This window comes from Lunatimonas sp. (assembly GCF_020832325.1).
Classification (GTDB): Bacteria; Bacteroidota; Bacteroidia; order Cytophagales; family Cyclobacteriaceae; genus Lunatimonas.
The window spans coordinates 1-25,602 of the sequence record NZ_JAFIEU010000038.1; the positions used below are offsets into that span (position 1 = coordinate 1).

Annotated in this window: 22 protein-coding genes, 1 tRNA gene and 1 riboswitch; of the genes, 17 read left to right on the top strand and 6 right to left on the bottom strand. The window is 47.7% G+C overall.

Annotation, left to right across the window (positions count from 1 at the left end):
* Window positions 1-270 precede the first annotated feature (270 nt).
* Window positions 271-343, bottom strand: a tRNA-Met gene (locus JJU34_RS13445).
* A 318-nt stretch (window positions 344-661) separates the two neighbouring features.
* On the opposite strand from JJU34_RS13445, the gene era reads away from it, so the two are divergent.
* Both era and der read left to right on the top strand, forming a co-directional pair.
* A complete protein-coding gene (era, locus tag JJU34_RS13450; RefSeq protein WP_228692897.1) occupies window positions 662-1,552 on the top strand; it encodes a GTPase Era in 891 nt (296 codons plus the stop codon).
* A gap of 12 nt (window positions 1,553-1,564) precedes the next feature.
* Entirely contained in the window at window positions 1,565-2,878 is a 1,314-nt protein-coding gene (gene der / locus JJU34_RS13455) for a ribosome biogenesis GTPase Der (protein ID WP_228692898.1), read from the top strand.
* A gap of 58 nt (window positions 2,879-2,936) precedes the next feature.
* Here der and JJU34_RS13460 read toward each other — a convergent pair whose 3' ends face one another.
* The 4 genes from JJU34_RS13460 to JJU34_RS13475 are packed head-to-tail and all read right to left on the bottom strand — an operon-like array spanning window position 2,937 to window position 6,536.
* Entirely contained in the window at window positions 2,937-4,097 is a 1,161-nt protein-coding gene (locus tag JJU34_RS13460; RefSeq protein WP_228692899.1) for a DUF4221 family protein, read from the bottom strand.
* Between the two features lie 47 nt (window positions 4,098-4,144).
* Entirely contained in the window at window positions 4,145-4,786 is a 642-nt protein-coding gene (rsmG, locus tag JJU34_RS13465; RefSeq protein WP_228692900.1) for a 16S rRNA (guanine(527)-N(7))-methyltransferase RsmG, read from the bottom strand.
* Between the two features lie 20 nt (window positions 4,787-4,806).
* Window positions 4,807-5,418, bottom strand: a complete 612-nt coding sequence (locus JJU34_RS13470; protein ID WP_228692901.1) for a sigma-70 family RNA polymerase sigma factor — start codon at window positions 5,416-5,418, stop codon at window positions 4,807-4,809.
* Complete coding sequence (locus JJU34_RS13475; protein WP_228692902.1) at window positions 5,409-6,536, bottom strand: glycosyltransferase; 1,128 nt, start codon at window positions 6,534-6,536, stop codon at window positions 5,409-5,411. The genes JJU34_RS13470 and JJU34_RS13475 overlap by 10 nt, the downstream gene beginning before the upstream one ends.
* A gap of 123 nt (window positions 6,537-6,659) precedes the next feature.
* Here JJU34_RS13475 and tgt point away from each other — a divergent pair, with 123 nt between their 5' ends.
* The 3 genes from tgt to JJU34_RS13490 all read left to right on the top strand — a co-directional run bounded on the left by tgt (window position 6,660) and on the right by JJU34_RS13490 (window position 9,858).
* Window positions 6,660-7,790, top strand: coding sequence for a tRNA guanosine(34) transglycosylase Tgt (gene tgt, locus JJU34_RS13480; RefSeq protein WP_228692903.1), 1,131 nt, complete (start codon window positions 6,660-6,662; stop codon window positions 7,788-7,790).
* A 72-nt stretch (window positions 7,791-7,862) separates the two neighbouring features.
* Window positions 7,863-8,936, top strand: a complete 1,074-nt coding sequence (locus JJU34_RS13485) for an LptF/LptG family permease (RefSeq protein ID WP_228692904.1) — start codon at window positions 7,863-7,865, stop codon at window positions 8,934-8,936.
* Between the two features lies 1 nt (window position 8,937).
* A complete protein-coding gene (locus JJU34_RS13490) occupies window positions 8,938-9,858 on the top strand; it encodes a DMT family transporter (protein ID WP_228692905.1) in 921 nt (306 codons plus the stop codon).
* 17 nt (window positions 9,859-9,875) lie between these two features.
* Here JJU34_RS13490 and ispE read toward each other — a convergent pair whose 3' ends face one another.
* On the bottom strand, window positions 9,876-10,682 hold the full coding sequence (ispE, locus tag JJU34_RS13495) for a 4-(cytidine 5'-diphospho)-2-C-methyl-D-erythritol kinase (RefSeq protein ID WP_228692906.1): 807 nt from the start codon (window positions 10,680-10,682) through the stop codon (window positions 9,876-9,878).
* Window positions 10,683-11,245: 563 nt separating this feature from the next.
* Here ispE and ilvD point away from each other — a divergent pair.
* The 12 genes from ilvD to JJU34_RS13555 all read left to right on the top strand — a co-directional run bounded on the left by ilvD (window position 11,246) and on the right by JJU34_RS13555 (window position 25,574).
* Window positions 11,246-12,928 carry a dihydroxy-acid dehydratase gene (gene ilvD, locus JJU34_RS13500; protein WP_228692907.1) on the top strand — a complete coding sequence of 561 codons (1,683 nt, stop codon included), beginning with the start codon at window positions 11,246-11,248 and terminating at the stop codon, window positions 12,926-12,928.
* A gap of 5 nt (window positions 12,929-12,933) precedes the next feature.
* Window positions 12,934-14,628, top strand: coding sequence for a biosynthetic-type acetolactate synthase large subunit (ilvB, locus tag JJU34_RS13505; protein ID WP_228692908.1), 1,695 nt, complete (start codon window positions 12,934-12,936; stop codon window positions 14,626-14,628).
* Window positions 14,629-14,642: 14 nt separating this feature from the next.
* Window positions 14,643-15,140 carry an acetolactate synthase small subunit gene (gene ilvN, locus JJU34_RS13510; protein ID WP_228692909.1) on the top strand — a complete coding sequence of 166 codons (498 nt, stop codon included), beginning with the start codon at window positions 14,643-14,645 and terminating at the stop codon, window positions 15,138-15,140.
* 27 nt (window positions 15,141-15,167) lie between these two features.
* Window positions 15,168-16,211 (top strand): ketol-acid reductoisomerase, encoded by a 1,044-nt coding sequence (gene ilvC, locus JJU34_RS13515; RefSeq protein ID WP_228692910.1) that lies wholly within the window; start codon window positions 15,168-15,170, stop codon window positions 16,209-16,211.
* Between the two features lie 6 nt (window positions 16,212-16,217).
* Window positions 16,218-17,723 (top strand): 2-isopropylmalate synthase, encoded by a 1,506-nt coding sequence (locus JJU34_RS13520; protein ID WP_228692911.1) that lies wholly within the window; start codon window positions 16,218-16,220, stop codon window positions 17,721-17,723.
* 19 nt (window positions 17,724-17,742) lie between these two features.
* Window positions 17,743-19,149, top strand: coding sequence for a 3-isopropylmalate dehydratase large subunit (gene leuC, locus JJU34_RS13525; RefSeq protein WP_228692912.1), 1,407 nt, complete (start codon window positions 17,743-17,745; stop codon window positions 19,147-19,149).
* Between the two features lie 15 nt (window positions 19,150-19,164).
* Entirely contained in the window at window positions 19,165-19,758 is a 594-nt protein-coding gene (leuD, locus tag JJU34_RS13530) for a 3-isopropylmalate dehydratase small subunit (protein ID WP_228692913.1), read from the top strand.
* Between the two features lie 68 nt (window positions 19,759-19,826).
* Window positions 19,827-21,410: an alpha-isopropylmalate synthase regulatory domain-containing protein gene (locus JJU34_RS13535; protein ID WP_228692914.1), complete on the top strand. Its 1,584-nt coding sequence runs from the start codon at window positions 19,827-19,829 to the stop codon at window positions 21,408-21,410.
* Window positions 21,379-22,446 (top strand): 3-isopropylmalate dehydrogenase, encoded by a 1,068-nt coding sequence (gene leuB, locus JJU34_RS13540; RefSeq protein WP_228692915.1) that lies wholly within the window; start codon window positions 21,379-21,381, stop codon window positions 22,444-22,446. Before JJU34_RS13535 ends, leuB begins: the two co-directional genes overlap by 32 nt.
* 109 nt (window positions 22,447-22,555) lie before the next feature.
* Window positions 22,556-23,500, top strand: coding sequence for an alpha/beta hydrolase (locus tag JJU34_RS13545; protein ID WP_228692916.1), 945 nt, complete (start codon window positions 22,556-22,558; stop codon window positions 23,498-23,500).
* A 145-nt stretch (window positions 23,501-23,645) separates the two neighbouring features.
* A riboswitch (TPP riboswitch) is annotated at window positions 23,646-23,735 on the top strand.
* A gap of 61 nt (window positions 23,736-23,796) precedes the next feature.
* Window positions 23,797-24,519, top strand: coding sequence for a class I SAM-dependent methyltransferase (locus JJU34_RS13550; RefSeq protein WP_228692917.1), 723 nt, complete (start codon window positions 23,797-23,799; stop codon window positions 24,517-24,519).
* The gene (locus tag JJU34_RS13555) at window positions 24,519-25,574 is read left to right on the top strand and encodes an AIR synthase family protein (RefSeq protein WP_228692918.1); all 1,056 of its coding nucleotides are present in this window, start codon (window positions 24,519-24,521) and stop codon (window positions 25,572-25,574) included. Before JJU34_RS13550 ends, JJU34_RS13555 begins: the two co-directional genes overlap by 1 nt.
* The last annotated feature ends 28 nt before the right edge of the window (window positions 25,575-25,602 follow it).

A 25,602-nucleotide genomic window follows, 5' to 3' on the forward strand; every position in this document is an offset into this window, starting at 1 on the left:
AAAAAAAAAGGATACCGTTTCCAGTACCCTTCGTAGTAGCGGGGATTGGACTCGAACCAAAGTCCGCCTAGGCGGATATGACCCCGTCGAGCTAGCACCTGCTGCTCCGGTCGGGTCAAAAAAAAAGGATACCGTTTCCAGTACCCTTCGTAGTAGCGGGGATTGGACTCGAACCAAAGTCCGCCTAGGCGGATATGATCCCTCCGATCTAGCAACGGCTGCTCCGGTCGGGTCAAAAAAAAAGGATACCGTTTCCAGTATCCTTCGTAGTAGCGGGGATTGGACTCGAACCAATGACCTTCGGGTTATGAGCCCGACGAGCTACCAACTGCTCCACCCCGCGATATATCTTTAATTCAAAGTGTCTCGCTAGTTAATTTGTTATCAGCATCGTTTTGCTGAAATCGTGGTACAAAAGTAGGTGTATTTCTGGTCAAATGCAAGGCCTGGGGGAATTTAATTTGGAGCGGGTGGTGTCCTTGCGGGGCTTTGTGCTGACTTTGAGGGATTTGGGAGGGATGTTTTCTTCGGACATTTTTTTTGGTATTTTTTCCGATAACCTAAAAAAGGGCTGTTCAATAGCCAAACTTTCTTTGGTTTATTCCCGGAGCTTTGCTGCCACACGGAAAAAAACAAGTACCTTTGCAAAAAAACTATTGTCATGACCGAAAACACACACAAAGCGGGTTTTGTCAACATCATCGGTAAGCCCAATGTAGGCAAATCCACGCTGATGAATGTGCTCATAGGTGAAAGACTTTCGATTATCTCCTCCAAGGCGCAGACTACACGGCACCGCATCATGGGTATCATCAACGACGACCATTATCAGATCGTTTTTTCCGATACCCCGGGTATGCTGAAACCAAAGTACGAGCTGCACAAAAACATGATGAGCTTTGTGCACATGTCGCTGGAGGATGCCGATGTGATCCTTTTCGTAACCGATCTATTTGAAACCGACGAGGAAATAGAAGACGTACTGGAAAAGATCAACGATTCCGGTGTGCCGGTGCTTCTGGTGATCAATAAAATCGACCTGAACAAAGAAAACAGGTTGGAAGAAGTCACCGAATACTGGACTCAACGATTGAGAACAGAGACCGTCATCCCGATATCTGCCACCGAGTCTTTCAATACCGAGCGAATTCTCCAAGAAATACTCGACCGCCTGCCGGTACACGAGCCCTTTTACGACAAGGATGAACTTACGACCCGGCCCGAACGTTTTTTTGCGTCCGAAATTATCCGAGAGAAAATCTTCCTAAACTACAAAAAAGAAATCCCCTACAGCACAGAGGTAACCATCGAGGACTTTGTAGAGGAGAGTAAAATCATCCGTATCCGTGCGGTCATCTATGTGGAGCGCAGCAGCCAAAAAGGTATTGTGATCGGAGAGGGTGGCAAAGCCCTCAAGCGGGTAGGAACTCAGGCCAGAGAGGAAATGGAGAAGTTTTTTTCCAAAAAGGTGTTTTTGGAAACCTTCGTGAAGGTGGAAGAGGACTGGCGGAAAAGTAAAAACAAATTGAAGCGATTTGGTTACGACCAATAACATTACATAACAATGGCAAATATAGTGGCAATAGTGGGTAGACCCAATGTAGGGAAATCTACCTTTTTCAATAGATTGGTAGAAGAACGTAAGGCCATCGAGGACAACCTTAGCGGTGTCACCCGAGACCGACACTACGGGCATGCCCAGTGGGGGGGGAAGTTTTTTTCTGTAATCGACACTGGAGGATACGTCACGGGTTCGGACGACGTTTTCGAAAAGGAAATACGCAAACAGGTCAAATTGGCCATTGATGAAGCCTCGGTGATTCTATTCGTCGTAGACTGCATGGATGGGCTTACCGACCTGGATAAGGAATTTGCAGATGAGCTCAGAGGAAGCAAGAAGCCCATCTTCTTGGTGGCCAACAAAGCAGACGATTTGGATAAAATGCTAATGGCGAATGAGTTTTACTCCCTTGGAGTAGGCCATGAGCAGGTGTTTCCGATTGCCGCTGTCAATGGTAGTGGGATCGGCGACCTGCTGGATGAGGTCATCAAAAACTTTGAAGATAAAGGGGATGAAGATCCAGACTTCGGGGTACCTAAGATCGCTGTATTGGGTCGCCCGAATGTGGGCAAATCCTCCTTTCTGAATGCACTTCTGGGTACGGAACGATCCATCGTGACAGACGAGGCGGGAACTACCCGGGATGCCATCCACACGAGGTACAAGCTGTACGGAAAGGATTTTATCATTACCGACACGGCGGGTATTCGGAAGAAAGCCAAAGTTAAAGAAGATATCGAGTTCTACTCGGTGATGCGTTCCATGCGTACACTGGAAGACTCGGACGTGGTGGTCATCATGGTGGACGCCACAAGGGGACTGGAGGCACAGGATGTGAACTTGATTTCCCTTGCCATCAAAAACAACAAGGGGATCATGATCATGGTAAACAAGTGGGACCTCATCGAAAAGGACCATAAGACTATGCAGACCTTTAAAGACGAGATGATGGAAAAGCTCGGGGAAAATAAGTGGATTCCCATCATTTTCATTTCAGCGCTCACGAAGCAGCGCATATTTCAAGCGATCGAGTTGGCAAACGAAGTGTATGACAACAAAACCCGGAAGGTAACCACCTCTAAACTCAATGAGTTGATACTGCCGGAGATCGAAAAATATCCACCTCCTGCGATCAAAGGGAAGTATATCAAGATCAAGTACATCACGCAGCTGCCTACCAAAAATCCGGTATTTGCGTTTTTCTGTAACCTGCCCCAATACATCAAATCACCTTACACCCGATTTCTGGAAAACAGAATCCGGGAAAATTTCGATTTTAGAGGGGTTCCTATTAAGATAGTCTATAAGAAAAAGTAACCAATCCTTGAGGATATTTCAGCCTGAAGCACCTTAGAGGCACCGTTTTCGGTTGGCTTTAAGGTGCATTATGGGGTGCTTTCATCCGTATAAAGCCCATTTCGTCGTTTACATTTAAGTAGGTCCAGATTTTTCCTTCTTTGCTAAATCCAAACGCCGGTGCATCTTTTAGGAAATCTAGTGAAAACTCAGCTGAAAGTGTGAAATCCCCTTCAATTACCGATAAGTAAACCTGTTGCTCAGTCAGTTTGGGATAGAGACCTTCTTCGGACCTCTCGAAGGTGGTCGTATGGCTGAATCGGTAGTAGACTTGGTTGTCATTGTCCCAAAAAGGAGGATGGAACGATACATCGCCGTATAATTTGCGGAAGGTGGTTTGGAATTGTGCGGGGTCCGAAGTTTGGATCGACCCGGTTGGTGTTTTATGCTTCGGTGATAGGCTGTGGGGAAATTCCTTGAAAATGAGTGTTTCGGTTCTAGGATCGTAAAGGTATAGATCGGAGCTGACATCTGTGCTGAGACAGATGTATTGCCCAAGGAGTGTCACGTAGACCCTTGGTGCCCAAAGGTCAAACTGAGTTCCGTCATCAAAAACCAACGAGTAGTCAGAGAAGTTGTCCCAGGCAGACAGCGGAGTGGTCGATTTGATGGAATTATCTATGAGATCTAGCACCGTAAACTCAAAGTTCTTTCCCGGAAACTCATTTGTGATGCCAAATACCAAGTTAGGAAAGTCGGGATACATGATTTCATACATAAAATCACGGCCGGCTGGGGTCACCGAAGACTTGATCAAGGTAAGGTTCTCCAACAGACCGGTTCTGCGTCCTTGCAAGTCCATTACATAGGGAGCAGGCCATCCCTTGAAAAACAGCAGTTGATCTGAAAGTGCCAAAATCCCCCCTTTGCCTCGCTGACCAATTCCGTTCGGACCTTCCCGCTCTAAAGGGACTTTATGGGACAGGATATACTTGTCGAGATCTACGACTTCCAGAGAAGGTTCGTCGACGTTGAAATTGTACAAGGTACTCAGGTCGGAAGAAACGGTGGCAGTACTAAGGCTCCAGTTTAAAAAAAGCAGTTCACCCTTTGAATCGATCGATACGGTGTCGTAGATTGAAACTTGGTTATAGTAGGTATTATTTGACGTTGGTTTGGTGCATCCCAATACGGCCATTCCTCCAAGCATGCAAATACCGGTTAGATTGCTTTTTCCCATACTATTTCCGATTGACACTTACAAAGTTAGGGAAAAAAAATGAAATTTTACCGTCTGCCCTCGTAGGGTATGTAGATAACTTTTTTGGTTTCGAAAAATTTCTCCTTGAAGTAATCTTCTAAGTGGTAACTGATATAGCTTAAATGCATGTTGTCCAGTTCCTCGTCCACATCTCCTCCTTTCAGGTAAAAGATGCCATTTTGGAATTCTGGATCCACGTCTTCCTTTCGGAACTTGCGCTTGACCCAAGGGTAAAAATTGGCCATTTGGGTGACGGCACGGCTGACGATAAAGTGGTACTTGCGGTTAAGTTCTTCTGCACGGGTTTGCTGGGCCTCCACATTTTGCAATTTCAGTGATTTTACCACATCCTTCACCACGGTAATTTTCTTGCCTATGGAGTCCACCAGGTGAAAACTAGCTTCGGGAAAAAGGATCGCCAAAGGTATCCCCGGGAAGCCTCCTCCGGTGCCGATATCCAAAATCTTGGTCTCCGGCCTAAACTGCACCACTTTAGCGATTCCCAAGGAATGCAGCACATGGTGCAGGTAGAAGTGCTCCATATCTTTTCGGCTGATCACATTGATCTTGCTGTTCCAGTCGGCGTAAAGCTCACCGAGTTGGGCAAATTGCTGTTGCTGGGTCTCGGTGAGTCCAGGGAAATAAGAAAAAATCGCTTGAACGTCCATTAACGGATTAGGTGTGTGGGTTAGATGTGTTTGCTTTTGCCCAGGGCGATTTCGTAGAGCAGTTCGCGGGATCTGTGAAGCTGTGCCTTCACAGTTCCGAGAGGTTTGCCCAATTCCCCTGCGATTTCGTCGTAGGATAACTCGTCAAAGTAGCGGAGCTTTACGAGTTTCCGGTATTTGGCCGGGAGCTTGTCCACAAATATTCGGACCATCTCTATGCGCTGGGTTTTGATAAACTCGTCCTGTGGATTATTGTCGTCGTCTTCCACATCGATATTTACCGCATTGCCTCCGTCGTCGGTCAGGGTATTATTTAGGCTCATGGTTTTGAGCTTCTTCTTTCGGATGAAGTCAATGGCGTTGTTGGTGGCAATTCGGAACAGCCACGTACTGAACGTATAGTCTTTTTTAAACTTATGAAGGTTTCGGAATGCCTTGGCGAAGGCTTCCATGGTAAGATCCTCGGCATCGTCGGTGTCCCGTATCATTTTCAGTACCATGAAATAGACCGCTTTTTTGTAGCGCTTCATCAGCGTGGCATAGGCCTGCTGGTCCTTATCCCTGACAGCCCGATCTATCAGGTCAAAATCCTCTAACGCCTTGTCTGAAAACTCTCTTTCGTTTATTTCCATTTAACTGTTTTTGACAGGTACCCTTTTGTTCCGATAGTCCAAAAATAGATTAAATACATAAAATCAAAAAACATGGTCCAAAGCACTTTGCCCACACCTTCCAATTTTTTCTTGGTATTTCGCAGTATGGCATATTGCAATAAAGCTCTTAGCAAGATCAACCCGAAAATCAGGGCAATTGGTTCCCAAGAGCGTTGCATGGCCAGCAGTGTGATGCCGCTACCCCAAAATACCAAGTGTGTAAACGTATAAATACCCAGTTTAAGTTTATCTTTTAACCGATAATATTTTCCAGCCTGAAAATGCCGTCTTTTTTGGGTGAAAAATTCGCCGAAAGTGGCTTTTGGTTGGGACATGGTAACGCTTTCTGGATGGATAACCACCGAAGTGTTTGTTTTGTCGGCATGCTTGTTTACAAAAAGGTCATCGTCTCCCCCCACAATGTGCCAAAGCCCATGAAAGGCTTTGTTTTCCAGAAAGAAGCTTTTCCGGTAGCATAAATTTCGTCCCACCCCCATAAAGGGAGCCCTCCAGAGCCCAAAGGAAAAATAATACAGCGCCGTAAGCAGTGTCTCAAACTGGATGAGCTTGTTCAGGAAGCCGGGGACTTCCAGGTAGGCACCATGTCCGAGCGCAAACGTTTTGTGTTGGTTACGGACGGGGGCCGTCATGCGTCTGATCCACTGGTCTGAGACGGGGATGCAGTCTGCATCGGTGAGCAGAATTACATCGTAGGCGGCCACTTTGATACCCAGCGTGAGGGCATATTTCTTTGCTGTGACATGGTCGGGAGTATATCGCACGTGAACGGATCGAAGGTTTGGGTGCTGGGCTTCCTGTTCCCTTAGCCAGTCTTCCGTGTCATCTACTGAGCGGTCGTTTACATAGAGGATTTCAAAGCGGGGATAGTTTTGATCCAACAAAACAGGGAGCTGTTTTTGCAGGTTAACCAGCTCGTTTCTGGCTGCTACCAATATGGTCACTCCTTCTTGTGCGTCGAGCATGAGATCTTTTGAAGATCTTTTGTGGAAGAAGGCCAGCCTACCAAAAATGAACAGCATATACATTAACTGGACAGTTACTGCGAAAAAAAAGACCATCCACACTACTTCTTCCATACTTGGGTTTTTATTCAAGTGGCAAAGATAAAATCAAAATCGACAACTCTTTTGGGGAAATGCGTCTATTTTTGTGCCGATAAAGATAGTCAGGCATATCCTGCGGAATCAAACAGTCAACGCATGCAATTTACCCTTCATCATAAAGATACTAGCAGCAATGCCCGGACGGGCAGTTTGGAGACTTCCCACGGAGTGATCGAAACCCCCATTTTTATGCCGGTGGGGACTGCGGGTTCTGTGAAGGCCGTGCATCAGCGGGAGCTAAAGGAGGATGTGAAGGCCCAGATAATACTAGGAAATACCTACCATCTCTACCTGCGGCCCGGGTTGGAAATCATGGAGGCTGCCGGTGGGCTACATAAATTCAATGGTTGGGACCGACCTATTCTAACGGACAGCGGCGGGTACCAGGTGTTTTCATTGGCAGACAACCGGAAAATTACCGAAGAAGGGGTGGTGTTTAAGTCGCATATCGATGGGGCAAAGCATCGGTTTACACCGGAGAATGTCATGGACATTCAGCGTGTCATTGGAGCCGATATCATCATGGCCTTTGACGAATGCACGCCCTATCCCTGTGAATGGAGCTATGCCAAGAAGTCCATGGATCTTACTCACCGCTGGTTGGCGCGATGCATCGATCGCTTTGACGAGACCGGAGGCAAATACGGGTACGATCAAAGTCTGTTTCCGATTGTTCAGGGCAGCGTATTCAAAGACCTGAGAACCGAGTCGGCAACCTTTGTAGCCGATCAGGGAAGGGAAGGCAATGCCATAGGAGGACTTTCGGTGGGAGAACCCGCGGAACTGATGTATGAAATGACGGAGTGGGTGACCGCAATTTTGCCGGAGGATAAGCCCCGGTACCTAATGGGGGTGGGCACGCCGGCAAATATCCTCGAGTGTATTGCCTTGGGAGTAGATATGTTTGACTGTGTGATGCCAACCCGAAATGCCCGAAATGGAATGCTGTTTACCACGGAGGGGATCATAAATATCCGAAATGAACGATGGAAGGCTGATTTTTCCCCTATAGATATGGGGTTTGAAAGCGCCATAAGCAATGTATACACCAAGGCGTACCTGCGGCACCTGACCATTTCTAAGGAAATGTTGGCCGCTCAGATTGCGAGTATACACAACCTCTCCTTTTATTTGTGGTTGGTAGGACAGGCCCGGGAGAAAATTAATAGCGGTGAGTTTGCCTCCTGGAAGACCGGAATGGTGGAGCGGGTGAGTCGCCGCTTGTAAGGCGTTGGTAAACCGAAGGTTACACCTTTACGTAAGGAAGACAAGCAGCATTAGAAAGAAAGACATACCGGCATGAAGCTATTGGACAAACTGATCATCAAGGATTTCCTCAAGACCTATTTTTTTGTGGTTTTGATGTTGATTCTGATCGTGCTGGTATTGGACTTTACCGAAAAGAACGATGCCTACATCCGGAATAACGTGCCGGCGTCTGAAATCCTGAAGTACATGATGAATTATGGGCTATATCTGAATAACCTGCTCACGCCTATTACCGTGTTTATTTCTGTGATTTTCATTACTTCCAAAATGGCCGGAAGAACAGAAATTATCGCGATTTTGAGCAGTGGGGTGAGTTTTATGCGTATGCTCGTGCCTTTTTTGTTTTCCGCCTTACTCATTGCGATTGTGGGTTTCCTGTTGAATGGCTGGGTGCTTCCTGTTGCGACGTTGGGTGTTTCGGATTTTAGAGTTCGGTATTTGGAGGATAAGCGCAATTTTGACCAGCAGAATATTCATATCAAGATAGCCCCCGATACCTATGCATACCTATCTCGGTATTATACTTCAGGTAATCAAGGTTATAATTTTACCATGGAGCAGATCCGGGACGGAGAACTTATAGCTAAGCTCTCCGCAGACCGGATTGTATGGGACACTACCACCAATGCGTGGAGTGTGAGGAACTGGAAGCTGCGGGAGTTTAAGGAAATGCACGAGGAGTGGTCCACCGGTGAGCGTATGGACACGGTGTTGTCTATCAAACCGGAGGATTTTGACCTGCCCAAAAACCACCACGAAACCCTCACGTTGCCGAAACTGCAGGAGCAGATCGATATTTTATTGGACAGGGGGGCGGACAATATCAATTACTACCGGATTGAAAAGTACGTGCGCTTCATGTCTCCCTTTGCGGCGATTATCTTGACCTTTATAGGTGTGATAGTGTCTTCAAAGAAGACCCGAGGAGGTTCGGGGTTTAAAATAGCGCTGGGGTTTTTGCTGGCATTTGTCTACATTATTCTATTTTTGCTGTCCCGTACCTTTGCAGAAGCCGGCACCGCCTATCCGATTTTAGCGGTTTGGATACCGAACATGATTTTCGCATTGACCGGGTTGATACTATATAAGACCGTTCCCAGATAATATGACGCAGGTAAGTGCACTGACGAAGGACTACCTAACCCTTCACCTAGTTATACTCATATGGAGTTTTACCGGAATATTAGGCTTACTGATCAGCATATCGGCGGTGGAGATTGTTTTTCACCGTACCTGGATAGCGGTGTTGACCTTGGGGCTGCTCTTTTGGGTTAAGGGACGCTCCGTGCGTCTGGGGCGCCGAGAGATAGTCAAAATTATCTTGACAGGCTTTTTGATCAGTGCGCATTGGATCTTGTTCTTTTGGTCTATGAGGGTATCCACCGTGTCCGTTTGTCTAGCGGGAATAGCGACCTGTTCCCTGTGGACCTCGCTCCTGGAGCCCTTGGCCAATCGGGTCAAGATCAAATGGATTGAAGTACTCTTAGGATTGATCGTGATATTGGGGCTGTATGTAATATTCAGCTTTGAGTTTGGCTATTGGTTAGGTTTAAGCATGGCTGTGTTGTCTGCCTTCATTTGTGCCTGTTTTATGGTCATCAACGGGAAATTAGCCAAAAAGCACAGCCATTATACGATAACTTTTTATGAAATGATCGGGGCTTTTTTGTTTGCAGCCCTGTTTTTGCCGGTCTACTCCATTTATTTTACGGAATCGGGTGTTTCTTTTTGGCCGCAGGGCATGGATTGGTTTTGGCTGTTGATTCTATCGACTGTATGCACCGTCTTTGCATTTACAGTATCTGTAGAGCTGATGAAGCGGCTCACGGCTTTCGCAGTAAATTTGACCGTTAATTTGGAGCCGGTATATGGCATCATACTGGCACTGTTGATTTTTGGTGAGTCTGAAAAAATGTCCACTGCGTTTTATTGGGGGACTTTAATCATCCTCTCTGCGGTGTGTTTATACCCACTGATCAATTTGTACGAGAAAAGAAAAGCGTCCAAGCGTTTGATGCGCGCTTGAGACAATGCGAAGCCCATCTATAACTGGCTACGAAAACTAAAATGGGAACTTTCCGCGTCTACCTTTGGGGGTTCTTCCTCAAACAGCCCAAATACGGAAGATCCCGATCCCGACATGGCCGCATAGTATGCGCCTAATCCGTAAAGTTGGTTTTTTAGGAAATGGATTTCGGGATGGTTGGGAAAGATACTTTCTTCAAAATCATTTTGTAAGCAGGATTTCCACTCCCGGGGGTTGTCCAAACATTCTTTCAGACTGCTGCTCATGGGTTTGGGGGTTACTCCCGAGTATGCTTCTTTGGTACCGATATGGATCGATGGATAGATCAGCAGAATCCATTTACCGCTTAGATCCAGGTTGCTATTCTGCATCAATTCTCCTCTGCCGCTTACCAGCTTGGGGCGATTGGTGATGAAAAAAGGGCAGTCGCTGCCCAACTGAGCGGCATAATCCTCCAATATCCAGTCTTCCAAGTAGAGTTCAAACAGGGTGTTCATGCTTTTTAGTGCAAAGGCAGCATCCGCGGAGCCACCCCCAAGTCCTGCTCCAATAGGGATATGCTTGTGTAAATGAACAGAAATGGGAGGGAGGTCAGGAAAGTCTTTCTTTAGCAGGCGGTAGGCCTTTAGAATCAGGTTGTCTTCCGGATTGCCAGGAATGGGAATGCCCGAGGATTCAAAGCGCGTTTTCTTGGCGATTTGGATTTCCAAGGCATCGCACAGGGGGATGGGGTACATGCAGCTTTGGATTTCGTGAAATCCATCGCTGCGCTTGGAAGTGATGTAAAGGCCTAGGTTGATTTTGGCGTTAGGGAAAACAATCATGCGTGGTTCCAATGTGTGTTGGTTTGCAAAGGTAGTGAATAGGCGATAGCAGGCCGCAGGCGAGAAAATCAAATTGCTGAATAAACCGAAAAAATTTTGAACGTAAAATAATATCCTTATCTTTCGGATTGAGGGAGACGGGAAAAAACAAACCGGTCTTAGTAAAAAAATTAACAACAAAATATAATTTTGTATTTTTAAATAAAACATTTAATTTACGAATAAAATTTCTTATTTTTTTGAAATATAAATTTAAATTCGCTCAATATTGTAAAATCCGTTAATGTCGTTTTTCATCTCCATGAAAAAAAGAAATAAAATATTGTAAGTGTGAGATAAGGGTTTTAATATTGCATAATCAAACGAACTACAGGCCACGAAAGTCCTCAAATTAGATATTAGTTATGTTCAGCACCGTCAGCATTATTAGCCTTGTCGTCATTCTCATCCAGAAAAGGTGAAGCGCTGAACTATTGTATAGAAATTAGACCAAATCAGTAAAGTGCTTCATTCAGGTGAAGCACTTTTTTTTATAAGCAATTAACAAACCATTCAGGAAACAGATGAGCAACTCGAAAAAATATAGCTGGGAAGTAAGTGATAATCAGGAAAACCCTGCTGCAATGGCCATGCTTTATGCGACCGGCCTCACAGATCAGAAAATGAAGCAACCCTTTGTGGGCGTAGCGAGCTGTGGGTACGAGAGCAATCCCTGCAATATGCACCTGAACGATTTTGCCAAGGAGATTAAAGATGCTACCGTTAAGGCAAAACTCACCGGCTTGGTGTTTAATACCATTGGTATCAGCGATGGGATTTCTATGGGTACGGCCGGCATGCGCTATAGCCTTCCTTCCCGTGAGATTATAGCAGACTCCATAGAGTCATTTATATTGGGGCATTCGTTTGATGGGATTGTGGCCGTAGCTGGATGCGACAAGAACATGCCGGGCGCCGTGATGGGCATGCTACGGGTAAATCGCCCCGCCATCATGGTCTATGGAGGTACGATTCGCTCAGGTAAGTATAAAAACGAGAAGCTGAATATTGTATCTGCTTTTGAGGCATACGGCAAGAAGATCAAAAACGAGATTACGGACGAGGATTACATGGGCGTGATTAAGAACGCCTGTCCCGGTGCCGGTGCATGTGGCGGGATGTATACCGCCAACACCATGTCCTCAGCGATTGAGGCCATGGGCCTTTCGCTTCCGTATAGCTCTACGAATCCGGCTACCTCACCGGAAAAGCGGCAGGAATGTCAAGAAGCAGGTGAGTACATTAAGCTGTTATTGGAAAAGGACATCAAGCCAAAAGATATTGTCACACAAAAAAGTCTGGAGAATGCCGTAAGGGTAGTGGTCGCTTTGGGTGGCAGTACCAATGCGGTATTACACCTGTTGGCGATTGCCCGGACGGCAGGCTTGGACTTCGGCCTGGAGGATTTTAAACGCATCAATGCGGAGACTCCGGTGTTGGGTGATTTCAAACCCAGCGGCAAATTTTTGATGGAAGATCTACATGAAATCGGCGGCCTTCCTGCCTTTATGAAGTACTTTTTGGACAATGGGCTCCTACACGGCGATTGCATGACCGTGACAGGCAAAACCTTGGCAGAGAATTTGAAGGATGTGCCCGCACTGGTACCCTCCAAAGACGCTGTAATTCACCCCATAGAGCAGCCGCTGAAAGAGACTGGTCACTTGTGTGTGCTTACCGGAAACCTCGCTCCGGAAGGTTCTGTAGCCAAGATTTCCGGAAAGGAAGGCAAGTCGTTTACCGGCAAGGCCAAGGTGTACGACAGCGAGCAGGAAGCCAATGATGCCATGAAAGCCAAGCAGGTGGAAAAAGGCGACGTAGTGGTGATACGCTACGTGGGTCCTAAAGGAGGTCCCGGTATGCCTGAGATGCTAAAGCCTACCTCCATCATCATTGGCGGTGGTTTGGGCGCAGATGTGGCATTGATCACCGATGGTCGCTTCTCCGGCGGAACCCACGGCTTTGTCGTTGGCCACGTTACTCCAGAAGCCTATATGGGTGGCCCGATTGGATTGCTCCAAAACGGGGATGAAATCACCATCGATGCGGATACACTGACCATCAGTTGCAATGTGTCGGAGGAGGAGTTCGAAAAGAGAAGAAAAAGTTGGAAAAACAAAGACTTGAGCCACTTGAGTGGAACGTTAAAAAAATATTCTCAGTTAGTATCTACAGCATCGGAAGGATGTATTACTGATAATGGATAATAATTATGAAAGATTCTAGAATAAGAGGGGCTGACATCGTTATACGATCCCTGATAGCTGAAAATGCGAAATTCATCTTTGGCTATCCCGGTGGTGCAATCATGCCCGTATACGATGCACTTTATGACTACGAAGACCAAATTCAGCATATCCTGACCCGCCACGAGCAAGGCGCAATCCACGCTGCGCAGGGGTATGCAAGAGTCTCCGGTAAAGTGGGTGTCTGCATGGCTACTTCCGGTCCAGGCGCCACGAACTTGATCACCGGCTTAGCGGATGCGTTGATTGACAGTACACCGCTGGTTTGCATCACCGGACAGGTCTTTGCCCATCTACTAGGAACTGACGCATTTCAGGAAACCGACGTGGTTGGCATGTCCATGCCGGGTACCAAGTGGAATATACAGGTACAGCGTGTAGAAGACATTGCCCCAGCCATTGCAAAGGGATTTCACATTGCCCGTTCCGGACGTCCAGGACCCGTGCTAATTGATATTACGAAAAACGCTCAGAATGATCTGGGGGAATTCAATTACGTTCCCTGTCTCAACATACGTTCGTATAAGCCCTATCCCAAAGTGGATGACGAGCAGGTGGCCAAAGCAGCTGAATTGATCAATGAGGCGAAAAGACCCTATGTGGTATACGGACAGGGGGTTGTGATCGGTAGAGCCGAGCAGGAGTTCAAAAACTTTCTGGACAAATCAGGTATTCCTGCCGCGTGTACGCTATTGGGTACAGGCGCTCTTTCGGAGGAGCACCCCAACTACGTAGGCAAGTTGGGTATGCACGGCAATTACAGTCCAAACCTGCTGACCAACCAATGTGACGTGCTCATCGCGGTTGGCATGCGCTTCGATGACCGGGTTACCGGTGACTTAAGCCGGTATGCCAAGCAAGCAAAGATTATTCATATGGAGCTTGACCCTGCGGAGATAGACAAAAACGTGAAATGCACAGTTCCTGTTCTAGGTGATTGCAAGGAGACTTTGGCCAAGCTCACTGCTTTGGTTAAAGAAAAAACCCATGAAGATTGGATTGCCAAGTTTAGAGAGCTGGAGGCAGAAGAAAAGCGCGTGGTTATAGGCAATGACTTGTTGCCAACCAAGGTTGGACTCACTATGGGAGAGGTGATCCGTCATGTCAATGAGTTTAAAGCTGACGATGCCATTTTGGTTACAGATGTAGGTCAGCATCAAATGGTTGCATGGCGCTATTTCGAGTACAAGATATCCCGTACACAGGTAACCTCTGGCGGTTTGGGTACCATGGGTTTTGCCCTTCCGGCGGCATTGGGCGCCCAGCTGCATGACTTTAACCGCCAGGTAGTGTGTGTAGTAGGGGATGGTGGCATACAGATGACCATACAGGAGCTTGGAACCATCATGCAGACCAAGGCACCGGTAAAGGTGGTGTTGTTAAACAACAACTTCTTGGGCATGGTGAGGCAATGGCAGCAGCTGTTTTTTGAAAAACGCTATTCATTTACCGAGTTGGAAAATCCCGACTTTCCGAAAATCGCCGAAGCTTACCGCTTCAAGGTTCGGAAAGTGGAAAAGAGGGAAGATCTGAGAAATGCGGTGGCAGAGATGTTTATTCACGATGGTCCCTATTTCCTAGAGGTAGTGGTCGAGAAGGAAGATAACGTTTTCCCCATGATTGCCGCAGGCAGCTCAGTAGAAGAAGTACGACTCAGTTAATTACAGCACCCATTATGAAGCGATATACGATTTCTGTTTTTACAGAAAACTTCATCGGTATTCTCAGCCGAATCACGATGATATTTACCCGCAGGGGAATTAATATAGATGGATTTACCGCCTCGGAGAGCCGCGAGGAAGGTATCTACCGGATCACCATCGAAGTGACCACTACCGAAGAGCAGATTATTCAGCTGTCCAAGCAAATCGATAAAATCATCGATGTAATCAAAGCTTTTTACTACGTGGATGACCAGATGGTTTTTCAGGAGATTGCCCTTTACAAGATACCCACGCATAGCTTGGAGCCCGGCTTGGAAAAAGTAATCCGCCAATACAACGCCCGTATCATTTCGGCCGAAAAGGATTTTGTGGTGGTGGAGCTTACAGGACACAAAGAGGACACACAGGAACTATTGGAGGTCCTGAAGGACTTCAATGTGCTGGAATTTGTGCGCTCCGGACGGGTGGCAGTAGCCAAGCCTATGGAAACAATCGATAAATATTTATAAACACCAATCAAATTTTACTATACAATTATGAAACTGAAATTCGGTACAGTTGAAGAAAATGTTGTTACCCGTGAGGAGTTTCCTCTGGATAAGGCAAAAGAAATTTTGAAAGACGAAGTGATCGCCGTATTGGGCTATGGCGTACAAGGTCCAGGCCAGGCGCTTAACCTGAAAGACAACGGGTTTAACGTGATCGTTGGACAGCGTAAAGACTCCAAAACTTGGGACAAGGCCGTTGCAGACGGTTGGGTACCTGGCGAGACACTTTTTGATTTGGAAGAAGCTTGTGAAAAAGGTACCATTCTTCAGTTTTTGTTGTCCGATGCGGGACAGATTTCCCTATGGCCTACAGTGAAGAAGCACCTTACCCCTGGTAAGGCGCTGTATTTTTCTCATGGATTTGGGATCACCTATAAAGATCAGACGGGCATCGTGCCTCCTGCTGATGTAGATGTTATTTTGGTAGCTCCTAAGGGCTCTGGTACTTCTTTGAGAAGAATGTTTGTAGAAGGCCGTGGACTTAACTCATCGTATGCCATCTACCAAGATGCTACTGGAAAGGCAAAAGACCGCGTGGTAGCTTTGGGCATTGGCGTTGGTTCTGGGTACTTGTTTGAAACTGATTTTTACCGAGAAGTGACTTCCGATCTTACCGGAGAAAGAGGTACGTTAATGGGAGCAATCCAGGGAATCTTTGCAGCGCAGTACGAAGTGTTGCGGGCAAATGGCCACACGCCGTCTGAGGCCTTCAACGAAACCGTGGAGGAGTTGACCCAGAGTTTGATGCCATTGGTTGCGGAGAACGGCATGGACTGGATGTATGCTAACTGTTCTACCACAGCGCAGCGTGGTGCATTGGACTGGTGGAAGCCTTTCAGAGATGCAACCAAGCCCGTGTTTGAGCAACTTTACCAAAGCGTAAAGACCGGGCAAGAAGCTGCCAAGTCCATTGAATCCAATAGTAAGTCCGATTACCGGGTGAAATTGGAAGAGGAATTGAAAGAATTGAGAGAATCTGAAATGTGGCAGGCTGGGGCCGTAGTCCGCAAATTGAGACCAGAGAATAACTAATTAGAGATGGTAGATAAGCTTTGGATATTTGATACGACACTCAGGGATGGGGAGCAGGTTCCCGGTTGCCAGTTAAACACCGTGGAAAAAATCACTGTAGCCCAGGCTTTGGAAGCACTGGGGGTGGATGTACTGGAAGCTGGTTTTCCGATATCCAGTCCAGGAGACTTCAATTCGGTCATGGAAATATCAAAGGCAGTATCTAATCCCATCATTTGCGCCCTTTCCCGGGCGGTTGAAAAGGATATACAGGTAGCCGCAGATTCCCTGAAATTTGCCAAGCGTGGAAGGATCCATACGGGCATTGGGGTCTCCGGCTACCATATTCAACACAAACTCCGTAGCACGCCGGAAGCGGTGATGGAGCGTGCCGTGAAGGCTGTGAAGTTTGCCCGAAACCTGGTGGAAGAGGTGGAGTTTTACGCCGAAGATGCCGGTAGGGCAGAACCGGAATACTTGGTTCGCATTATAGAGGCTGTGATTGCTGCAGGTGCGAGGGTCGTGAATATTCCGGATACCACCGGATATTGCCTGCCAGAGCAATATGGAGCTATCATCAGACTGTTAAAGGATCAGGTTAGCAATATCGATCAGGCGATCATTGCCACCCACTGTCACAACGACCTAGGTTTGGCGACAGCCAACACGCTGTCAGGGGTTATGAACGGAGCCCGACAGGTGGAAGTAACCATGAATGGAATCGGCGAAAGGGCCGGCAACACCTCTTTGGAGGAAGTCGTAATGGCCATCAAAAGCCACAAGGAGATACCAGTGACTACCGGTATTGTCACCCAACGGATATATGAAACCAGTCGGATTATATCCAAGCTGATGAACATGCCCATACAGCCCAATAAGGCGATTGTGGGTAGGAATGCCTTTGCTCACTCTTCCGGAATACACCAAGATGGTGTGTTAAAAAACCGGGAGAATTATGAAATCATAGATCCCAAAGAGGTGGGAGTGGAGGAGTCCTCCATTGTGCTTACCGCACGCAGCGGGAGGGCAGCCCTCAAGCACCACCTGAGTTTACTTGGATTTCCCATGGAAGGCAATGAACTGGATGAGGTGTACGAACGTTTTTTGATACTGGCTGATAGCAAACGGGATATTGGCAGAAAGGAATTGCTGTCTCTAATGGGTGAGCACATGGACCACTCGGCGCTGATTAACCTCGAAGAGGTGTCTTATCAGGGTGCCGAAGGCAAGGAAGCCAATGCCTCCATCACCCTGTCGTTGGGAGGAACGCGCCGTCACGGAGCAGCGTCAGGAAACGGTCCGGTGGATGCCGTGATAAAATCCATCAAGCAGGTGATCCCGCACCAAGTGATCTTGGACGAATTTTTGATCCAAGCCATGACCAAGGGCAGTGATGACACCTGTAAAGTACACATGAGACTAATGAGTGAAGGGAAGCCTTATCACGGCTTTGCCTCCGAAACCGATATCGTACTGGCCTCGGCCAAGGCATTTGTAGATGCCTTGAACAAGCTGCCGGTAAAGCAAAAATGAGTAAACAGTAGCAAGCAGAATGGAAAAGAAAACCTTATTTGATAAGATTTGGGATGCCCACGTGGTAAAGTCAATCCCAAACGGTCCCGATGTCTTTTTTATAGACAAGCACTTTATTCACGAGGTGACCAGCCCCGTAGCTTTCCTTAACTTGGAGCAGCGTGGCGTGCCGGTACTGTATCCCGAGAGGACCATTGCCACTCCCGATCATAACGTACCTACAGTAGACCAGGACAAGACCATCAAGGATAAGTTGTCCAGAATGCAGGTGGATAAACTGCGGGATAATTGCAAGAAATATGGTATAGAACTGCATGATTTGGGTACAGATCATCACGGTATTGTACACGTAATCGGTCCCGAGCTTGGTGTGACCCAGCCCGGAATGACCATTGTCTGCGGCGATAGCCACACCTCTACACACGGTGCTTTCGGTACCATTGCATTTGGGATAGGTACCTCAGAGGTGGAAATGGTGCTTGCTACCCAATGTATCATGCAGAGTAAGCCGAAGAAAATGCGGATTACCGTGGATGGAGACCTTGGTAAAGGCGTTACCTCCAAAGATATCATCCTTTATATCATCTCTAAAATCTCTGCGAGTGGAGGAACTGGCTACTTTATCGAATATGCAGGAAGCGCTATCCGCAACCTGAGTATGGAAGCCAGGATGACCATCTGTAACATGAGCATCGAAATGGGAGCAAGAGGCGGCCTCATAGCACCGGATAATACCACGTTTAACTACCTGGAGGGCAAGCAATATGTTCCAAAGGGCGAAGACTGGGACAAGGCGGTTGCTAACTGGAAGACCCTTAAAACCGACGAGGGTGCAGTATTTGACTTGGAGTATCACTACGACGCTTCCGATATCGAGCCTATGATCACGTATGGCACCAATCCAGGCATGGGAATTAAGGTAAAGGACAGCATTCCAACCACAGAAGGGATGGATGGCAGTACGAAAAAGACCTATTTGAAGTCCTTGGACTATATGGGGTTCAACCCCGGTGACCCAATCAAAGGGAAAAAGGTAGATTATGTCTTTGTAGGGAGTTGTACCAACGGCCGAATCGAAGACATTCGGTCAGTAGCCCAATTTGTAAAAGGAAAGAAGAAGGCTGATAATATCACCGCTTGGATTGTACCGGGTTCGCGGGAAGTAGAGAAGAAGGCTATCGAAGAAGGTTTGGTAGCCATCTTGGAAGAGGCTGGATTCAAATTGAGGCAGCCGGGTTGTTCTGCCTGTTTGGCAATGAACGACGACAAGATTCCTTCTGGAAAATATGCCGTTTCTACTTCGAACCGGAATTTCGAAGGACGTCAGGGTCCTGGCGCACGCACTTTGCTGGCCAGTCCGTTGACTGTGGCCGCCGTGGCGATCGCTGGGGAAATTGCTGACCCACGTGAAATATTTGATAACTGATAACGACTTTGCATCATGGCTTACGATAAATTTAATGTGCTTACCAGCCGGGTAGTGCCCTTGCCTACCGAAAATGTAGACACGGACCAAATCATCCCAGCGAGGTTTCTGAAGGCTACCGAACGGACAGGATTCGGCGACAATCTGTTCAGGGACTGGCGCTACGACAGCGATGGAAATCCCAAGAAGGATTTCGTGCTCAACGACCCCACTTACGAAGGTAAAATCCTAGTAGCAGGCAAAAATTTTGGATCAGGATCCAGTAGGGAACATGCCGTATGGGCAATCTACGATTACGGTTTCCGCTGTGTAGTTTCTTCATTCTTTGCAGACATCTTCAAAAATAACTGTTTAAATATCGGGGTTCTTCCCGTGACCGTTTCTCCGGAATTTGTAGATGAAGTGTTCGCAGAAGTTGAAAAGGATCCCCAAACTCAAGTGCGTGTAGACATCGACGCACAGACCATCACGATCTTAAGTACAGGCAGTTCGGAATCCTTTGATATCAATGATTACAAAAAGGAGAACATGAAAAACGGCTTTGACGACATCGACTACCTGTTGAATTTGAAGCAGGAAATTGCGGAGTTTGCCGCTAGCAGGCCGTAGCGTATTAACGGTCTACAGTTGGTCTGATAGCCCAGACCATTTTGTTTTTTACTTACAAACAACTGTCGATGAGTGGTCAAAAGAAAATAGAAATCATGGATACTACCCTGAGGGATGGAGAACAGACCTCAGGGGTTTCTTTCCTGCCTTCGGAGAAGCTTCAGATAGCGAAATTGCTATTGGAAGAGCTGAAAGTTGATAGAATCGAAGTAGCATCTGCCAGGGTTTCAGAAGGAGAACTGGAGGGAGTAAAAAAAATCACTCGTTGGGCCAAGGAGAAGAAATTTTTGGGTAGGGTGGAAGTGTTGGGGTTTGTGGATACGCCCAAGTCGGTTGACTGGATCGTGGAGGCGGGTGCCAAAGTACTGAACCTACTGACCAAAGGATCTCTGAATCATCTAACCCATCAATTGAAGAAGACTCCTGAACAGCACTTTCAGGAGATCGAGAAGTGTATATCCTACGCCACGGGTCATGGACTTGAAGTCAACGTCTACTTGGAGGATTGGAGTAACGGTATGCGGAATTCCGAGACCTACACCTTGGAACTGATTCATTTTCTATCCACGCTTAGGGTTCGCCGAATCATGCTACCCGATACGCTGGGATTGTTGCAACCCGAAGAAGTGAAAGCGTTTCTCGACCTGATTACAGGCAAGTTCCCGAAGGTACATTTTGATTTCCATGCCCATAATGACTACGACCTGTCCGTGGCCAACGTGCTACAGGCGGTAAATAGCGGTGCAATGGGTATCCATACGACGGTCAATGGCTTGGGTGAACGTACGGGCAATGCACCCCTGGAGTCGGTCGTCGCCGTAATCAAAGACTTTACCGAGTTTACGCTTTCTATAAAGGAAAATAAAATCTATCGGATCAGCAAGTTGGTAGAGCAGTTTTCCGGTCTGCATATACCGGCCAATAAGCCGGTGGTAGGGGAAAACGTGTTTACGCAGACTGCAGGTATCCATGCAGATGGTGACAACAAGAAGAATCTCTATTTCAGCGACCTGCTTCCGGAGCGATTTGGAAGGACCCGGAAGTACGCACTCGGTAAGACATCCGGAAAAGCCAACATTCTTAAAAATCTGCAGGAACTCGGTATTTCCCTGGAACCGGACGAGTTGACAAGAGTGACTCAACGCATCATTGAGCTGGGAGATAAAAAGGAGCGTGTGACCACCGAAGACTTGCCCTATATCATCGCAGATGTGCTGCAGAATAACAGTATCAAGAATGATATCAGCATCGATGGGTACCACATGGTGCATTCCAAAGGGCTCAAGCCTTCCGTTCAGCTTCGGATGAAGGTATACGACGAATTTTACGAGCAGAATGCCTCCGGTGACGGACAGTACGATTCGTTTATGAAGGCGTTGAAAAAGATCTATAAAGAGCTGAAAAAGGAACTTCCGAAACTGACAGACTTTCATATCTCCATTCCTCCCGGAGGCAAGACAGACGCCTTTGTGGAGTGTGTAATTACCTGGGATTACGGAAAGATCTTCAAAACCAAAGGCTTGGACAGTGATCAAACCATTGCAGCCATGAAGGCCACCGAGAAGATGCTCAACATTATCGAACAATTAAACAAATCCAAATCAGTAAAAAAGAATACCTATGGAAATGAATATAGCCCTATTACCTGGTGATGGTATAGGCCCTGAGGTGGTGGACCAAGCCGTGAAGGTGGTCAACGCCGTAGCGAAGAAATTCGGACATAAAATTACTTTTGAAAAGGCACTTACCGGTGCTGCAGCCATCGATGCGGTGGGTCTGCCCTACCCGGACGAAACACATGAGGTGTGTTTACGCTCGGATGCGGTGCTTTTTGGGGCCATCGGTGACCCCAAGTACGACAATGACCCATCGGCTAAAGTTCGCCCGGAACAGGGTTTGCTCCTGATGCGTAAGAAGTTAGGTCTTTTTGCCAATGTACGTCCTACTTTTACATTTCCATCCCTGATCGACAAATCTCCTTTGAAAAGGGACCGGATAGAGGGTACGGATCTGGTTTTTCTTCGCGAGTTGACAGGCGGTATTTACTTTGGTGAACCTCGTGGACGTAGTGAGCAAGGTGATCGGGCATTTGATACCTGTGTATATAATGTATTCGAAATCGAGCGTTTGGCGCGAATGGGCTTCGAATTTGCCCGTAAACGTCGTAAACTGCTTACCTGCGTAGACAAAGCAAACGTATTGGCTACCTCCCGATTGTGGAGAGAAACTGTGCAGCGACTTGCACCGGAATACCCCGACGTGAAAGTGGAGTATGAATTCGTGGATGCGGTAGCCATGCGGCTGATACAGTGGCCTAAGTCTTACGATGTACTGATTACCGAAAACCTATTTGGTGATATTCTTACCGACGAAGCTTCCGTGATCAGTGGCTCTATGGGGCTGATGCCATCGGCTTCGCTGGGTTCGGACATCAAGCTGTTTGAACCGATTCATGGGTCCTATCCGCAGGCAGCTGGCAAGGATATCGCCAACCCATTGGCTACCGTCCTGTCTGCCTCCATGATGTTTGAATACGCGTTTGACCTTCAGGAGGAAGCGAAGTTGATCTCTGACGTGGTAAATCGATCCATTGAAGAAGGGATCGTGACAGAAGACTTGGCGGGGGATGGCAAAGCCTATAAGACTTCCGAGGTGGGCGACTGGCTCGCCGAACAGATCGCAAAATAAATGACCCCAAAAAGCCGGTACAGTGATGTGCCGGCTTTTTTTGTTAATAGGCATTATCTTTTCTGGTTAAATACGTATTTTTAACACGTAACCTATTAAACCCATTATCATGACCTACACATCCTTCCTAAAGGCCTCGGTTTACGTTTTGGCCTTGTTTGTTTTTTCTGCCAGCACACTGCATGCCCAAGACGGCACCATTTATCCACTTGATAATCCGGAGGAACCCAACGCCATTCCGTTAGGTACAGGCGGGGTAGAAAACCAACCTGCCAAAGAAACCTGGTTTCGCCAATGGGGAGATCCCATGGCGCGCAACATCAGCCGGGCTACACTGACACCCTTTTTGCCTGACCCGGAAAAGTCAACTGGAGCTACTGTGATCGTTGCACCTGGAGGTGGTTATCGATGGTTGTCTATGGGCAACGAAGGTTGGGAAGTAGCAGAGGCTCTCCGAGAACAGGGAATTGCGGCATTTGTACTGAAATACCGGTTGTTTCCCACTCCGGAGTCATTGGATGAGTTTTCCGATTGGATGAACAGACCACGCACCCCCGCACCGCCAGCCGAAGGAGCATCATCCAGTAATTCAGCACCACGACCCCCACAGATGGACCTTTCCAATCAGCTTGCCGATGCAGAGGCGGCCTACAAAATGATCGTGGATCGCGCCCAGGAATGGGGTGTGGATACCAACCGTATTGGTATGATCGGGTTTTCCGCGGGAGCGGGCCTAACCATGCATGCTACGCTGCACTCCAAGATCATGAAGTTAGCGTTTATTGGTCCCATCTATGGAGGTATGGGGCCTGTAGAAGTGCCGGAGAATGCACCACCCATGTTTAATGTCATCGCTACCGACGATTTTTTGTTTAGGGGACAGTTCGGCGTGATCGAATCGTGGTACAAGGCAGGCATACCCGTGGAATTTCATCTCTATCAGAACGGAGGGCATGGGTTTGGCTTGGGCAATCCTGGCCGCACCAGTAATCGTTGGTTTGATGCCTTCATGCATTGGGTCGATGTAAATGGATTCCTTTCTCCGAAGAACTAACCTAACCGACATAGTTAGGAGAAAAGAGGGCTTCGGCTTTTTTTGCCTATGACGGGAAGGTTTTATGGCTGGAGGATTAGGACTTGGGTGTATCCGGACCTTTAAGTCCAAATCTATTATGAATTTTTTTTCTTATCTTTGTATCTACACATGCACGGGGTGCCCAGTGGGCTGAGATTACACCCGAGAACCTGATTTGGATAATGCCAACGTAGGGATGCAAGATCGAGGAGCTATTTCTACTCCATCCCTGCGGCTGTCCGGGATGGAGTTTGTGTTTTAAACCAATAAGACATATGGAAATAGCAAAGTATTCAACAGGCTTAATCTCTTCTAGCCAGCAAAATTGGCAGGGACGGCCAGAGTGGTTTTTTAACCGAGAACATACCGATACCTACGAGCTTTGGTACGAAGGTAGATACAAGCGCGCAGAGGTGTGGCAGAAGCGGGTAATGCAGCAGCTTGTTTCTGCCGATACCCGTGTGAAAACGCTGCTGGAGTTTGGCTGCGGCACGGGGCGCTTTACACGCTGGTGGCAGGATATCGGGATAGAGGCTACCGGCGGCGACATATCTCCATTGATGCTTTCCCAGGCCAAGTATCTATTTGGCGGTGATCTGGTGATGGCCGATTCCCATCACATGCCCTTCAAAGACCACACCTTCGATTCATTGGCGTTCATCACCACGTTTGAATACTACCGGGATCCAGTGCAGGTAATCCGCGAAGCCGCCAGGGTAGCCAAATATGGCATAGCTATGGGTATGATGAACCGCTATTCTCCCAAAGTAGCCCGCAGGAGGTTTCAGCAGTTTTTCGGAAAGAACCCCTTTTATGTCACGGCAACCTTCTACTCCCCCAAAATGCTCACCGAGATCATCGAGAAAGCCCTGGAAGGCCGCTCCTATACCATAAGCTGGTCCTGTACCGGGCTACCCAAATGGTTTCCGGTACAGCAGTGGAGTCTGCCCCTGGGGGACTTTTTTGGTTTCTATGTGCAGCTTAACGACGTGGAATAATGGACAATAAACTGGGCAAGCTTGGTCACCGAAGCATAGATGAACTGGTGATAAACCGGTGTGGGCGCTTACGAAGCGAGGTCCGTGTCGGCCCACAGTTTGGTGTGGATGTATCCCTGGTGGATCTGCCAGGTGGGCAGGCAATGGCACTTACCAGCGATCCGCTGTCGCTTATTCCCTCATTGGGATTGCGGGAGTCGGCGTGGCTTTCGGTACATCTGATGGCCAATGATATGGCAACGACGGGGATGGCGCCCATGTATGGGCAATTTGTGTTGAACCTGCCTGCTACGTTTTCCGAGGAAGATTTCCGCACCTACTGGGAATATATACACACTTTCTGTTCCGATATCGGAGTTGCCATTACGGGAGGCCATACCGGTTTTGTGGAGGGACAAAATTCTACCATCGCAGGTGGAGGCACTTTTATTTCCATAGGCCCAAGGGAAAGAATGCTCACTTCCCGCTCTGCCCAACCGGGAGACACTATACTGGTCACCAAGTCCTGTGGCATTTCGTCTGCGGCCATTTTGGCAATGAGCTTTCCTGACACGGTAAGGCAAAGAGCGGGCACGGAAATTCAGCGGTTGGCCAGTGAATCGTTTTACCATACCAGCTCCCTTTCCGATGCGCTTTTGGCTGTAGGTGAGGATGCCATGCAGTCGGGGGTTACCGCTTTGCACGACGTGACCGAAGGAGGGGTGCTCGGAGCCATATATGAAATGGCAGTAGCCTCCGGAAACGGCATGGTGGTGAATGCCGACAGGCTGCCTGTGGAAACGGTACAGGCGGAGGTATGTCGGATCTTTGACCTGGATCCCCGGCATTGTATAGGTGCGGGATCGATGATTATCACCTGCCGTAAGGAAAAGGTTAATTCCGTCATCGCCCGACTAGCAGGTGGAGGAATTACCTGCGCTGAGGTAGGAGAGATTAGGCCTAGGGAAGATGGGCTGATGATCGCCGAGGAAGGAAAGTCCCACCCAATGGCATATTCAGATACAGACCCCTACTGGGCAGCGTTCTTCACTGCTTTCCGCAAAGGGTGGAAGTAAGAATGGACTACTAAGGTGTGCTTTTTTA